At 60.7% G+C, this 12145-nt stretch carries 14 protein-coding genes and 1 pseudogene; 10 read left to right on the top strand and 5 right to left on the bottom strand.

Annotated features, from left to right (window positions below):
• Positions 1 to 132: 132 nt before the first annotated feature.
• The 5 genes from DCO47_RS10820 to DCO47_RS10800 all read left to right on the top strand — a co-directional run bounded on the left by DCO47_RS10820 (position 133) and on the right by DCO47_RS10800 (position 2638).
• Entirely contained in the window at positions 133 to 702 is a 570-nt protein-coding gene (locus DCO47_RS10820; RefSeq protein WP_064364451.1) for an antibiotic biosynthesis monooxygenase, read from the top strand.
• Between the two features lie 58 nt (positions 703 to 760).
• The gene (gene folM / locus DCO47_RS10815; protein WP_064364452.1) at positions 761 to 1471 is read left to right on the top strand and encodes a dihydromonapterin reductase; all 711 of its coding nucleotides are present in this window, start codon (positions 761 to 763) and stop codon (positions 1469 to 1471) included.
• Positions 1472 to 1543: 72 nt separating this feature from the next.
• Positions 1544 to 1915 (top strand): dihydroneopterin triphosphate 2'-epimerase, encoded by a 372-nt coding sequence (folX, locus tag DCO47_RS10810; RefSeq protein ID WP_016771653.1) that lies wholly within the window; start codon positions 1544 to 1546, stop codon positions 1913 to 1915.
• A 95-nt stretch (positions 1916 to 2010) separates the two neighbouring features.
• Positions 2011 to 2307 carry a DUF1244 domain-containing protein gene (locus DCO47_RS10805; protein ID WP_056782977.1) on the top strand — a complete coding sequence of 99 codons (297 nt, stop codon included), beginning with the start codon at positions 2011 to 2013 and terminating at the stop codon, positions 2305 to 2307.
• Complete coding sequence (locus DCO47_RS10800; RefSeq protein WP_116658073.1) at positions 2300 to 2638, top strand: HopJ type III effector protein; 339 nt, start codon at positions 2300 to 2302, stop codon at positions 2636 to 2638. The genes DCO47_RS10805 and DCO47_RS10800 overlap by 8 nt, the downstream gene beginning before the upstream one ends.
• Positions 2639 to 2827: 189 nt before the next feature.
• Here DCO47_RS10800 and trxB read toward each other — a convergent pair whose 3' ends face one another.
• Positions 2828 to 3790 carry a thioredoxin-disulfide reductase gene (trxB, locus tag DCO47_RS10795; RefSeq protein ID WP_042607647.1) on the bottom strand — a complete coding sequence of 321 codons (963 nt, stop codon included), beginning with the start codon at positions 3788 to 3790 and terminating at the stop codon, positions 2828 to 2830.
• Positions 3791 to 4102: 312 nt separating this feature from the next.
• On the opposite strand from trxB, the gene cysZ reads away from it, so the two are divergent.
• Together cysZ and DCO47_RS10780 are read left to right on the top strand one after the other, a co-directional pair.
• The gene (gene cysZ, locus DCO47_RS10785; RefSeq protein WP_042607646.1) at positions 4103 to 4855 is read left to right on the top strand and encodes a sulfate transporter CysZ; all 753 of its coding nucleotides are present in this window, start codon (positions 4103 to 4105) and stop codon (positions 4853 to 4855) included.
• Positions 4856 to 4895: 40 nt separating this feature from the next.
• Complete coding sequence (locus tag DCO47_RS10780; RefSeq protein WP_116658072.1) at positions 4896 to 6095, top strand: glycosyltransferase family 1 protein; 1200 nt, start codon at positions 4896 to 4898, stop codon at positions 6093 to 6095.
• A 127-nt stretch (positions 6096 to 6222) separates the two neighbouring features.
• Here the strand turns inward: DCO47_RS10780 and DCO47_RS10775 are convergent, their stop codons facing one another.
• From DCO47_RS10775 to DCO47_RS10765, 3 genes are all read right to left on the bottom strand, one after another.
• Entirely contained in the window at positions 6223 to 7326 is a 1104-nt protein-coding gene (locus DCO47_RS10775; protein WP_116658071.1) for an NADH:flavin oxidoreductase, read from the bottom strand.
• A gap of 195 nt (positions 7327 to 7521) precedes the next feature.
• Positions 7522 to 8004, bottom strand: a complete 483-nt coding sequence (locus tag DCO47_RS10770; RefSeq protein ID WP_064364456.1) for a glutathione peroxidase — start codon at positions 8002 to 8004, stop codon at positions 7522 to 7524.
• Between the two features lie 123 nt (positions 8005 to 8127).
• Positions 8128 to 8613, bottom strand: a complete 486-nt coding sequence (locus DCO47_RS10765; protein ID WP_016771661.1) for a peptidylprolyl isomerase — start codon at positions 8611 to 8613, stop codon at positions 8128 to 8130.
• Here DCO47_RS10765 and DCO47_RS10760 point away from each other — a divergent pair.
• The 3 genes from DCO47_RS10760 to DCO47_RS10750 are packed head-to-tail and all read left to right on the top strand — an operon-like array spanning position 8582 to position 11965.
• Positions 8582 to 8908, top strand: coding sequence for a DUF3565 domain-containing protein (locus DCO47_RS10760; RefSeq protein WP_073473919.1), 327 nt, complete (start codon positions 8582 to 8584; stop codon positions 8906 to 8908). The two genes, DCO47_RS10765 and DCO47_RS10760, sit on opposite strands and share 32 nt — an antisense overlap.
• Positions 8909 to 8959: 51 nt before the next feature.
• Entirely contained in the window at positions 8960 to 11059 is a 2100-nt protein-coding gene (gene pta, locus DCO47_RS10755; protein WP_116658070.1) for a phosphate acetyltransferase, read from the top strand.
• Positions 11060 to 11965 carry an acyltransferase gene (locus tag DCO47_RS10750; RefSeq protein ID WP_064364458.1) on the top strand — a complete coding sequence of 302 codons (906 nt, stop codon included), beginning with the start codon at positions 11060 to 11062 and terminating at the stop codon, positions 11963 to 11965.
• Between the two features lie 77 nt (positions 11966 to 12042).
• On the opposite strand, the pseudogene DCO47_RS27525 reads toward DCO47_RS10750, so the two are convergent.
• Positions 12043 to 12145 (bottom strand): annotated as a pseudogene (locus DCO47_RS27525) (hypothetical protein); the annotation flags it as partial.

The raw sequence follows: 12145 nt of genomic DNA, 5'->3' as shown, positions 1-12145 counted from the left end.
GACGAAAGTGGCTGGTTTAATCGACAAAATCAGGAATAATCCTTGCTTGTAATAAAGCGCAGGCCTCTACCCCGGCCTGCGTCAGGCGAAGCTCTTACCCGGAGCAACGCACTCGAAATACGGAGATACAAAATGTCTACTTCCCCCGTCACGCTGATGGTAGCGCGTCGCGTCGCCGATGGCCGTTATCACGATCTGATCGCCTGGCTGCGCGAAGGCGAACAATTGGCTACCGACTTCCCCGGCTACCTCGGTTCCGGCGTCCTTGCGCCACCGCCCGGCGATAATGAATTCCAGATCATTTTCCGTTTTGTCGATGAGCAGACGCTGCATGCGTGGGAATATTCTGCGTCGCGCACAGCCTGGCTGAACCGCGGCAGCGACTTGTTCGAACACCCCAAGGAGCATCGGGTCAGCGGCATCGAAGGCTGGTTCGGCGCTGCCGGGCAACGCCCACCGCGCTGGAAACAGGCCGTGGCGATCTGGCTGGCGTTTTTCCCGGTGTCGCTGATATTCAATTTTGTCCTCGGCCCGCTGCTGGCTGAGCTGAGTCTGTTGCCACGCATCTTGATCGGCACGGCTTGCCTGACACCGCTGATGGTGTATTTCTTCATCCCGTTGTCGACGCGCCTGCTGGCAAACTGGTTGAACAGCACGCCGACGAGGCTATTACCGGCCACGGCGTCGACGCAGAATCGTTGATCTCCAAGGGGCGGCGAGCCTGTTATAGTTTTCGCTTCAACCGCGATACGAGCCGCCCATGCCAGATTCCGCAGCCCCGATCCTCATCACCGGCGCCGGCCAGCGTGTCGGCCTGCACTGTGCGCAGCGTCTGCTCGAGGATGGCCATCGGGTCATCTTCACGTACCGGACCGAACGCCCGGGCGTGCAGCGATTGCACGATCTGGGCGCGACAGGCCTGTACGCGGACTTTTCCGGTGAGCCCGGGATTCTTGCCTTTATCGAAGTGCTGAAAGCCCACACCGACAGTTTGCGCGCGATCGTGCACAACGCCTCCGAATGGCTGGCGGAAACCCAGGGCAGCGAAGCTGAAGCTTTCAGTCGCATGCTCAACATTCACATGCTCGCGCCGTATCTGATCAACCTGCACTGCGCCGAGTTGCTGCAGCGCTCGACGCCAGCCGACATCATCCACATCAGCGACGACGTGACCCGCAAGGGCAGCAGCAAACACATCGGTTATTGCGCCAGCAAGGCCGGCCTCGACAGCTTGACCCTGTCGTTTGCCGCGCGCTTTGCGCCCGCCATCAAGGTCAACGGCATCGCTCCGGCACTGGTGCTGTTCAACCCCGACGACGACGCCGCCTACCGCGCCAAGGCACTGGCCAAATCTGCATTGGGGATCGAGCCCGGCAGCGAAGTGATCTACCAGAGCCTGCGCTATCTGCTCGACAATCCCTATGTCACCGGCACGACGCTCACCGTCAACGGCGGCCGGCACGTCAAATAGGCCGTCCCGCTTCGGCCGCGAGTCGAGTAAGATCCACCAGAACGCCTGCAATAGTCTGGACGGAGCTAATCAATGCCACAACTTCAACCGGGAATGGCGCGCATCCGGGTCAAGGATCTGCGCCTGCGCACCTTTATCGGCATCAACGAGGACGAAATCCTCAACAAACAGGATGTGCTGATCAATCTGACCATCCTGTACGCAGCTCAAGAAGCGGTGCGCGACAACGATATCGACCACGCGCTGAATTACCGCACCATCACCAAAGCGATCATCGCTCACGTCGAAGGCAACCGCTTCGCGCTGCTCGAACGCCTGACGCAAGAATTGCTCGATCTGGTGATGACCAATGCATCGGTGCTGTACGCCGAAGTCGAAGTCGACAAACCCCACGCGCTGCGCTTTGCCGAGTCGGTATCGATCACGCTCGCGGCAAGCCGCTAGCTACAAGCTTCAAGCCGCAAGCTGTAAACTTCGTTCACCGACACCCATCTTGCAGCTTGAAGCTTGCCGCTTGAAGCTGTCTCGCAGAGACTCCCATGACTGATCAACAACGCCTGGAACTCGAAGCCGCCGCCTTCCGCCGACTGGTCGCTCACCTCGACAGCCGCAAGGACGTGCAGAACATCGACCTGATGAACCTCGCCGGGTTCTGCCGCAACTGCCTGTCCAAGTGGTACAAGGCTGAAGCCGACCAACGTCAGATCGAGGTCAGCCTCGATGACGCCCGCGAAGTGGTGTACGGCATGCCCTACGCCGAGTGGAAGGCCCAATACCAGCAAGAAGCCAGCGCCGAACAGCAAGCGGCGTTCGCCAAAGGAAAACCCAATGACTGATCTGACCACCCTGCGCGCCAGCCTCAAGAGCGGCGAACACGCTTTTGCCGACACCCTTGCATTCATTGCCGCCGGTTACGACTACCAGCCTCAAGCGTTCAACAATGGCGGCGTGGAAAACGCTGCCGGGCAAAACGAAGGTTCGTGCAAGACGCTGGGTCTGGCCCTGCTGGAAGGCTTGAGCGATGAAGAAGCGTTGCTGGCGTTCGGCGAGCATTACCGTTCGGTGCTGGCGACGCCTGAGGGCAGCGATCACGGCAACATCCGCGCGCTCATCAAGCACGGCCTGGCCGGGGTAAAGTTCACCGCGCCACCCCTGAGCCGCCGCTGATCCCAACAGCCACCCATACCCCCTGTGGGAGCGAGCCTGCTCGCGAAGACGGACTGACATTCATCGTTGATGTCGACTGATAGACCGCTTTCGCGAGCAGGCTCGCTCCCACACTGGATTGGTGGTGGCGGTGAATAGCGAGCACAAAAAAACCGGCCGTCTCTGGCCGGTTTTTTGTGCCCTGCGGTCTTAGAACGTGGCGTTCTGCAGGCCGTCCAGGTAACGCTCGGTGTCCAGCGCCGCCATGCAACCGGCACCGGCCGAGGTGATCGCCTGACGGTAAACGTGGTCAGCCACGTCACCGGCAGCGAAGATGCCTTCGACGCTGGTGGCCGTTGCGTTGCCTTCACGGCCACCGTGCACCACCAGGTAACCGTCTTTGAGGGTCAACTGGCCTTCAAACAGCGAGGTGTTCGGGGTGTGGCCGATGGCGATGAACACGCCGTCGACTTTGATCTCGTCGAAGCTGCCATCGTTGTTACGCAGACGCGCACCGGTGACGCCCATGTTGTCGCCGAGGACTTCGTCCAGGTTGGCGTTCAGCTTGAGGATGATCTTGCCTTCGGCCACACGGGCGTTGAGCTTGTCGATCAGGATCTTCTCGGCGCGGAAGGTTTCGCGACGGTGGATCAGGGTCACGGTGCTGGCGATGTTGGCCAGATACAGCGCTTCTTCCACAGCAGTATTGCCACCGCCAACCACGGCGACCGGTTTGTTGCGATAGAAGAACCCGTCGCAGGTCGCGCAGGCCGACACGCCTTTGCCCATGAACGCTTCTTCCGACGGCAGGCCCAGGTAGCGGGCGCTGGCGCCAGTGGCAATGATCAGCGCGTCGCAGGTGTAGACGGCGCTGTCGCCGGTCAGGGTGTACGGCTTGGCTGCAAAGTCCACGGCGTTGATGTGATCGAACACGATCTCGGTTTCAAAACGCTCGGCGTGCTCGCGCATGCGTTCCATCAGCACCGGACCGGTCAGGCCGTGAACATCGCCCGGCCAGTTGTCGACTTCGGTGGTGGTGGTCAGTTGACCGCCAGCCTGCATACCGGTGATCAGCAGTGGCTTGAGGTTGGCGCGGGCCGCGTAGACCGCAGCGCTGTAACCGGCAGGGCCGGAACCGAGAATGATCACTCGCGAATGACGGACTTCAGACATGAATCTGCTCCTGTTGGCCGGCCATGAAAGATCTGGCGCGGACGCCGGACTGCCGGCGGAATAAAAAAGGACCGTGGACACCTTGGGGAAGGCTTGAACTCGACAGTCCTGTAAAAAGTTGGGTGCAGCGTATCGAGGGGGGCAAGATTAAGGAAATACGGTTTAACAATCCAGCTCATAGGTGGTCTCTATGCCGAGTCGCTGACCAGATGAGCGTCTTTGTTACAGTGAATGTCGATCGCTCTGCCACGCTTTCGCCGCTGCGACAAAGCCGGTAACGTCGGCGCGTTTTCCCTAGCTTCGGAGCACCTTATGCCCGCCCCCGTTCTGTCCGGCCCGCAATACCTGCGCGAAGGCCTCAAACTGGTCTTGAGCCCGGGCTTGCGCCTGTTCGTGTTGCTGCCGCTGGCGATCAACCTGGTGCTGTTCGTCGGATTGATCTATCTGGCCGGCCACCAGTTCAGCCTGTGGGTCGACACGCTGATGCCGTCGTTGCCTGAATGGCTGAGTTTCCTCAGCTACATTCTGTGGCCGCTGTTCGTGGTCCTCGTGGCCTTGATGGTGTTCTTCACATTCACCATGCTCGCCAACATCATTGCCGCACCGTTCAACGGTTTTCTCGCGGAAAAAGTCGAAGTGGTCGTGCGCGGCACCGATGATTTCCCGGCGTTCAGCTGGGGCGAACTGATCGCAATGATCCCCCGCACTCTGGCCCGGGAAATGCGCAAGCTCGGCTACTTCCTGCCGCGCGCCATCGGCTTGTTCATCCTCTCGTTTATCCCGGTAGTGAACATCGTCGCCGCGCCGCTGTGGTTGTTGTTTGGTGTGTGGATGATGGCGATCCAGTACATCGACTACCCGGCGGACAACCACAAACTGGGCTGGAACGAGATGCTCGCCTGGCTGCGGCAGAAGCGCTGGCAGAGCATGAGTTTTGGCGGGATTGTCTATCTGGTGTTGCTGATTCCGGTGGTCAACATTCTGATGATGCCGGCAGCGGTGGCGGGAGCGACGTTGTTCTGGGTGCGCGAGCGTGGTGCCGAGAATCTGGTGATACAACACTGATCGCGTCACAAATCCGTCATCCGAACGTCACAACGTCGACATGGCCTCAGCCGACACTGAGGTCATGACGACAGCTCTACACATCACCCTCATCAGCGAAACCTTCCCACCGGAAATCAACGGCGTGGCCAATACCCTTGGCCGCTTGTGCGAGGGCTTGCGCGCGCGCGGGCATCGGGTGGAGCTGGTGCGCCCACGTCAGGCCGGTGATCCGCAGCGCAGCCAAGACGATGCGCTGTTGCTGTGTCGCGGATGGCCGCTGCCGGGCTATCCGGGGCTGCAATGGGGCCAGTCGTCGATGCATAAATTGCTGCGCCGCTGGAAACGCCAGCGTCCGGACGTTCTCTATATAGCCACCGAAGGCCCGCTCGGGTTGTCGGCATTGCGCGCCGCGCGGCGCCTGGGGATTGCGGTCGTCAGCGGCTTCCACACCAACTTTCAGCAGTACACCAGCCAGTATGGTCTGGAGCTGCTGACACGTTTGCTCACCCACTACCTCCGCTGGTTTCACAATCGTTCGGCAATGACCCTGGTGCCAAGCGTCAGCCAACGCCTGGAGCTGGAGCGCCGGCACTTCGAGCGCCTGGCGTTGTTGTCGCGGGGAGTGGACAGCCAGCTGTTCCACCCGAGCAAACGGCAGAACGCGTTGCGTGAGCAATGGGGACTGTCCGAGCAGGATATCGCTGTGATTCACGTAGGACGGCTCGCCCCGGAGAAGAATCTGGGACTGCTCAAGCGTTGCTTTGACACCCTGCGAGGAACCTATCCACAGCGCCGTTTGAAACTGATCGTGGTCGGAGATGGCCCGCAGCGTTCATTGCTGGAAAAACAAATGCCGGACGCGATTTTCTGCGGTGCTCAGCGTGGAGAAGCACTGGCGGCGCACTATGCTTGCGGTGATCTTTTCGTGTTTCCCAGCCTGACGGAAACCTTCGGCAACGTTGTGCTGGAAGCCTTGGCTTCGGGACTCGGCGTGGTGGCGTACGACCAGGCAGCGGCGGCGCAACATATTCGCCACGGCTACAACGGCGTGTCAGCCATGCCCGGCGATGAGCAGGCGTTTTGCGAAGCGGCGGCGTGGTTGCTGGAGGAGGATGAGCGGTTGCGCTGCGTTAGGTTGAATGCGCGTCAGCATGGCAGTCGCCAGGGGTGGGCGGCGATTATCGAGCAGTTCGAGGGGTATTTGCGCGGGGCTTGTATCGGGGAGCAAGCGATTCCTCGGGCGCAGACACAACCTTAGATTTTCGTCGACATAAAAACAGCTTTCGCGAGCAGGCTCGCTCCCACATGGGCACCGCATTCCGTCATATGAAATGCGATCAAGGGTGGGAGCGAGCCTGCTCGCGAATGGTTCGAACTGGCGCCGCTTAGACCAAGGTCATCAACGCCTCCCGGCTGAACGGCAGGATATCCTGCTCGCGCCCTTCACGAACTTTCTGCGCCCAGTCCGGATCGACCAGCAGCGCACGGCCTACCGCCACCAGATCGAACTCCTCTTTGTTCAGACGCTCCAGCAGGTTTTCCAGACTGGCCGGTTGCGCGACCTTGTCGGTGTTGACCATGAACTGCAGGAACTCGCCGTCCAGCCCCACGCTGCCGACGGTGATGGTCGGCTTGCCGGTCAACTTGCGCGTCCAGCCGGCCAGGTTCAGATCCGAGCCGTCGAACTCCGGCTCCCAGAAGCGGCGGGTCGAGCAGTGGAAAATGTCCACGCCAGCGTCAGACAGCGGCTGGAGAAACTCGCCAAGCGCTTCGGGGGTCTGCACCAGACGCGCGGTGTAATCCTGCTGTTTCCATTGCGAGAAGCGGAAGATGATCGGGAAGCCTTCACCGACGGCCGCGCGCACGGATTGAATCAATTCGATGGCAAAGCGCGAGCGGTTGGCCAGGCTGCCACCGTATTCGTCGGTGCGCTGGTTGCTGCCTTCCCAGAAGAACTGATCGACCAGATAGCCGTGGGCGCCGTGGATTTCCACGCCGTCCATGCCGATGCTCTGCGCATCTTTGGCAGCCTGGGCAAACGCAGCGATCACGTCCTGGATGTCCTGTTTGGTCATGCCGTGAACCACGACCTGACCGTCCTTGAGTTTTTCCGACGGGCCGTAGCCCGGCACGCTGGCGTCCGGCTCGGTGCCGAGGCGGCGTACGCTGCCGACATGCCACAGTTGCGGGACGATCTTGCCGCCCTCGGCGTGTACGGCGTCGACGACTTTTTTCCAGCCGGCCAGCGGCGCGTCACCGAAGAATTGCGGAACATTCGGATAGCCGTTGGAAGCGATGTGGCCCACCGTCGTGCCTTCGGTGATGATCAAACCGACGCCAGCCGCCGCGCGCCGACGGTAGTACTCGATGACCTTGGAATTGGGCACGCCGCCCGGCGAGAACGAGCGGGTCATTGGCGCCATGACCACGCGGGTCGGCAGTTCGAGGGCACCGAGGTGGAATGGTTTGAACAGGGCTTGAACAGGCATCGGGAGGCTCCATGGCGATCGCTTTATGACGGCGATAATATGGAGAGCCGGAGCCTTTGAACAGCATTATTGATTTTGGTGATTAAGGATTAAAAGAATGAAAAGCAAAAGATCGCAGCCTTCGGCAGCACCTACACGGAGTTTGTGGTCCCCCTGTAGGAGCTGCCGAAGGCTGCGATCTTTTGATCATGCTTTTCAGCTCAGCGCTTTTTCTATCGCATGCACGATGGTCGGATCATCCGGCGCCGTTCGCGGCGAAAACCGCGCCAGCACCCGGCCGTCCTTGCCGAGCAGGAATTTCTCGAAATTCCAGGTGATGTCACCGGGAAACTCGGCGCCCTCACCCGCCAGCAGGCGATACAACTGATGCCGCTCGTGGCCGTTGACTTCGAGCTTGCTCGACAACGGAAACGTCACGCCATAGTTGAGGCTGCAGAACTCCTGGATTTCTTTCTCAGAGCCCGGCTCCTGACCGGCAAACTGATTGCACGGCAGGCCCAGCACGGTAAAACCTTTGCCTTTGTATTGCTGATAGAGGTTTTCCAGTGCTGCGTACTGGGGGGTCAAGCCGCACTTGGAGGCCACGTTGACCACCAGCACCACTTGGCCCTTGAACGGCGCCAGCGGTAGCTCCTGACCATCCAGGGCTGTCAACTTAAGGTCGTGAAAAGCACTCATGCCGAACTCCAGGATTCTCGTGTTCTACTCGAAACAGCCACTTGGCGAGGCCACCAAGGACAGCCGCGGACTAAAAAGGCGCCCACAGGCGCCTCTCCAGTACTCGAAGCTTAGCGCAGAAAATCAGTGGTGATGGCCACCTTCGCCATGGACGTGACCATGAGCGATTTCTTCCTGGCTGGCGTCACGGATATCAACGATCTTCACTTCGAAGTTCAGGCGCTGACCGGCCAGAGGGTGGTTGCCATCAACGGTGACGTCGTCGCCGTCCAGATCACGGATGGTGACGATCTGCATCTGGCCGTCCGGCGCCGAAGCGTGGAACTGCATGCCGACTTCCAGCTCGTCAACGCCTTCGAACATGCTGCGGCTCAGGGTGCTGACCAGCTCGGCGGCGTATTCGCCGTAAGCGTCTTCCGGCTCAACGGCCACTTTCAGCTCGTCACCGACGGCTTTGCCTTCCAGGGCTTTTTCCAGGCCCGGGATGATGTTGCCTGCGCCTTGCAGGTAAACCAGCGGAGCGCCGCCGGCGGAGCTGTCGATGACCTCACCAGCGTCGTTGGTCAGGGTATAGTCGATGGAGACAGCCTTATTGGCGGCGATCAGCATGGGGCGAGACCTTTTGCATAAGAATATAGAAAGGCCAAGTTTAGCGAAGCAATCGCGTGAAAGCGACCACAACCCGGACAAACGGGTTTCGACCATCACCGGCTTCCATCAGGACGAAGACGGCCACTGGGTGGTCGAGCTTTCCTGTGGCCACACCCAGCACCTGCGCCACCAGCCGCCATGGCAAACCCGCGCCTGGGTCCTGGATCCGGCGCAACGTATTGAAAAAACAGGTCAACCCTTTGCCTGCGGTTGGTGTGCACAGGGCTCGGTTAGCGCTAACCTTGGCGACTGAATTTCGGTAGTCGGCCAGACATAGGCTGACACCCTTGCATAGAGAATTCCCATGCAAACTTTTTTTATCGCACCCACCGATTTTGGCGTGGGTCTGACCTCCATCAGCCTCGGGCTGGTGCGCACGCTTGAACGCGCCGGCCTGAAAGTCGGCTTCTTCAAACCGATCGCCCAGCCGCACCCGGGCGACACCGGCCCTGAGCGTTCCACCGAACTGGTGGCACGCACCCACGGTTTGAAACCGCCGCAACCGTTGGGCCTGGCGCATGTCGAGCGCATGCTCGGTGACGGTCAGCTCGACGAGTTGCTCGAAGAAATCATCGCCCTGTATCAGCAAGCGGCAGTCGGCAAGGATGTGCTGGTGGTCGAAGGCATGGTGCCGACTCGCAGCGCCAGTTACGCCGCGCGGGTCAATCTGCACCTGGCCAAGAGCCTGGATGCCGAGGTGATTCTGGTCTCGGCGCCGGAAAACGAAGTGCTCGCCGAACTCTCTGGTCGGGTCGAGCTTCAAGCGCAATTGTTCGGCGGCCCGAAAGATCCGAAAGTTCTCGGCGTGATCCTCAACAAGGTCAGGACCGATGAGAGCATGGACGCCTTCGCTAAGCGTCTGAAAGAGCATTCGCCGTTGCTGCGCAGCGGTGACTTCCGCCTGCTCGGCTGCATCCCGTTCCAGCCGGAACTCAACGCGCCGCGCACCCGCGACGTCGCCGACCTGATGGGCGCGCAGGTGCTCAACGCGGGTGACTACGAAACCCGGCGCATGAGCAAAATCATCATTTGCGCACGAACCATGCGCAACACCGTCGAGCTGCTCAAGCCCGGCGTGCTGGTGGTGACGCCGGGTGATCGCGACGACATCATCCTCGCTGTCAGCCTCGCAGCCATCAACGGTGTGCCGCTGGCCGGCCTGCTGCTGACCAGCGACACCCTGCCCGACCCACGCATCATGGACCTGTGCCGGGGCGCGTTGCAGGCCGGTTTGCCGGTGTTGTCGGTGAGCACCGGCTCGTACGACACCGCCAACCTGCTCAATGGCCTGAACAAGGAAATCCCGATCGATGACCGCGAGCGCGCGGAGATCATCACCGATTTCGTCGCCAGCCACCTCGACGCCAGTTGGCTACACCAGCGCTGCGGCACGCCACGGGAAATGCGCCTGTCGCCAGCGGTGTTCCGCTATCAATTGATCCAGCGTGCGCAGGCGGCGAACAAGCGCATCGTCCTGCCTGAAGGCAGCGAGCCGTTCACCGTGCAAGCGGCGGCGATCTGCCAGGAACGCGGGATCGCCCGCTGCGTGCTGTTGGCCAAACCCGAAGACGTCGAAGCGGTCGCCCGCGCCCAAGGCATCGTGCTGCCGCCGGGTCTGGAAATTCTCGACCCGGACCACATCCGCGAACGCTACGTCGAACCGATGGTCGCCCTGCGCAAGAGCAAAAGCCTCAACGCACCGATGGCCGAGCAGCAACTGGAAGATACCGTGGTGATCGGCACCATGATGCTTGCGCTGGATGAGGTCGACGGGCTGGTGTCCGGGGTGATCAACACCACCGCCAACACCATCCGCCCGGCCCTGCAACTGATCAAGACCGCGCCGGGCTGTACGCTGGTGTCTTCAGTGTTCTTCATGCTCTTCCCGGAAGAAGTGCTGGTCTACGGCGACTGCGTGATGAACCCGCACCCGAGCGCTGCCGAACTGGCGGAGATCGCCCTGCAAAGCGCGGATTCAGCAGCGGCATTCGGCATCATCCCACGGGTGGCGATGATCAGTTATTCCAGCGGCGAATCGGCCCGCGGTGAAGAAGTCGAAAAAGTCCGCGAGGCGACCCTGCTCGCCCATGAGCAACAAAACTCACTGTTGATCGACGGCCCGCTGCAATACGACGCTGCGGCCAACGCCGACGTCGCCCGGCAACTGGCGCCGAACAGTCAGGTCGCCGGACGCGCCACGGTGTTCGTGTTCCCCGATCTCAACACCGGCAACACCACGCACAAAGCCGTGCAGCGCAGCGCCGATTGCGTCAGCCTCGGGCCGATGCTGCAAGGCCTGCGCAAACCGGTGAACGACTTGCCGCGCGGCGCGCAAGTCGATGACATCGTCTACACCATCGCGCTCACCGCGATTCAAGCCGCCAACCGACCTATGGATGTGTAAATGCTGGATTTTCTACCCGCACCCGTGCGCGGCGTGATCGCCTCGCTGCTGTTGGCGCTCAACACGATTCTGCTCTGCTCGTTCCTGTTCTGCGTGGCGCTGGTCAAGGCCCTGCCGTTTGCCGTTACCCAGCGCATTGCCGGTTGGCTGATGAGCCACACCCACGAGGCGTGGATCAGCAACAACAAGGGCTGGATGAATCTGGTACGGCGCACCCGCTGGCACCTCAGCGGCCTGCAGGGTCTCGACTATCAGCACTCGTACCTGATCACCAGCAACCACCAGAGCTGGGTGGATATTCTGGTCCTGCAATACGTGCTCAACCGCAAGATTCAGCCGCTGAAGTTTTTCCTCAAGCAGGAGCTGATCTGGGTGCCGGTGATCGGTCTGGCCTGGTGGGCGCTGGGCTTTCCGTTCATGAAGCGTTACTCCAAGGCGTATCTGGAAAAGCATCCGGAAAAGAAAGGCAAGGATCTGGAGACCACGCGCAAGACCTGCGCAAAATTCCGGCATAACCCGGTGGGGATTTTCAACTTCGTCGAAGGCACACGCTTTACCGAAGGCAAGCATGCGCAACAGCAGTCGCCGTTCAAGTATTTGCTCAAGCCCAAGGCTGGCGGGATCGCCTTTGTGCTCGATGCGATGGGCGAACAGCTGGAGTCGATCGTCAATGTGACGATTCATTACCCGGCCGGACGACCGGGGTTCTGGGATTTGCTCTGCGGCAACGTGCGCGATGTGGTGGTGCATTTTGAAGAAATCAAAATCCCGCCGGCCTTCATCGGCAAGAACTACGACCAGGACGGCGAGTACCGTTTGCAGTTTCAGGGCTGGATCAATCAGCTGTGGCTGGACAAGGATGCGCTGCTGGAGCAGATGCACCGCGAGTATCCGCCCAAACACTGAGCCGCCTGTAGGAGTGAGCCTGCTCGCGATAGCGGTGGATCAGCCGCCACCATTGTTGAATGACACACCGCTATCGCGAGAAGCACCGCGATCGGCGCGTTGGCGTCGCCCTGGAAGCCGATCAGTTGAGCATCATCGCGCAGGCCGCTGTTGCTGCCGCCCTTCAGCGTCACGACGAGT

This window comes from Pseudomonas sp. NDM, assembly GCF_003105095.1.
In the GTDB taxonomy this organism is placed as follows: Bacteria; Pseudomonadota; Gammaproteobacteria; order Pseudomonadales; family Pseudomonadaceae; genus Aquipseudomonas; species Aquipseudomonas moraviensis_A.
The sequence above is the reverse complement of the archived record's forward strand: the minus strand, read 5'-3'. Positions and strand labels throughout refer to the sequence as shown.

Excerpts from the sequence above, each read along its gene's own strand:
- DCO47_RS10820 (WP_064364451.1), top strand. The coding sequence starts at position 133 with ATGTCTACTTCCCCCGTCACGCTGATGGTAGCGCGTCGCGTCGCCGAT.
- folM (WP_064364452.1), top strand. The coding sequence starts at position 761 with ATGCCAGATTCCGCAGCCCCGATCCTCATCACCGGCGCCGGCCAGCGT.
- folX (WP_016771653.1), top strand. The coding sequence starts at position 1,544 with ATGCCACAACTTCAACCGGGAATGGCGCGCATCCGGGTCAAGGATCTG.
- DCO47_RS10805 (WP_056782977.1), top strand. The coding sequence starts at position 2,011 with ATGACTGATCAACAACGCCTGGAACTCGAAGCCGCCGCCTTCCGCCGA.
- DCO47_RS10800 (WP_116658073.1), top strand. The coding sequence starts at position 2,300 with ATGACTGATCTGACCACCCTGCGCGCCAGCCTCAAGAGCGGCGAACAC.
- trxB (WP_042607647.1), bottom strand. The coding sequence starts at position 3,790 with ATGTCTGAAGTCCGTCATTCGCGAGTGATCATTCTCGGTTCCGGCCCT.
- cysZ (WP_042607646.1), top strand. The coding sequence starts at position 4,103 with ATGCCCGCCCCCGTTCTGTCCGGCCCGCAATACCTGCGCGAAGGCCTC.
- DCO47_RS10780 (WP_116658072.1), top strand. The coding sequence starts at position 4,896 with ATGGCCTCAGCCGACACTGAGGTCATGACGACAGCTCTACACATCACC.
- DCO47_RS10775 (WP_116658071.1), bottom strand. The coding sequence starts at position 7,326 with ATGCCTGTTCAAGCCCTGTTCAAACCATTCCACCTCGGTGCCCTCGAA.
- DCO47_RS10770 (WP_064364456.1), bottom strand. The coding sequence starts at position 8,004 with ATGAGTGCTTTTCACGACCTTAAGTTGACAGCCCTGGATGGTCAGGAG.
- DCO47_RS10760 (WP_073473919.1), top strand. The coding sequence starts at position 8,582 with ATGGAGACAGCCTTATTGGCGGCGATCAGCATGGGGCGAGACCTTTTG.
- DCO47_RS10765 (WP_016771661.1), bottom strand. The coding sequence starts at position 8,613 with ATGCTGATCGCCGCCAATAAGGCTGTCTCCATCGACTATACCCTGACC.
- pta (WP_116658070.1), top strand. The coding sequence starts at position 8,960 with ATGCAAACTTTTTTTATCGCACCCACCGATTTTGGCGTGGGTCTGACC.
- DCO47_RS10750 (WP_064364458.1), top strand. The coding sequence starts at position 11,060 with ATGCTGGATTTTCTACCCGCACCCGTGCGCGGCGTGATCGCCTCGCTG.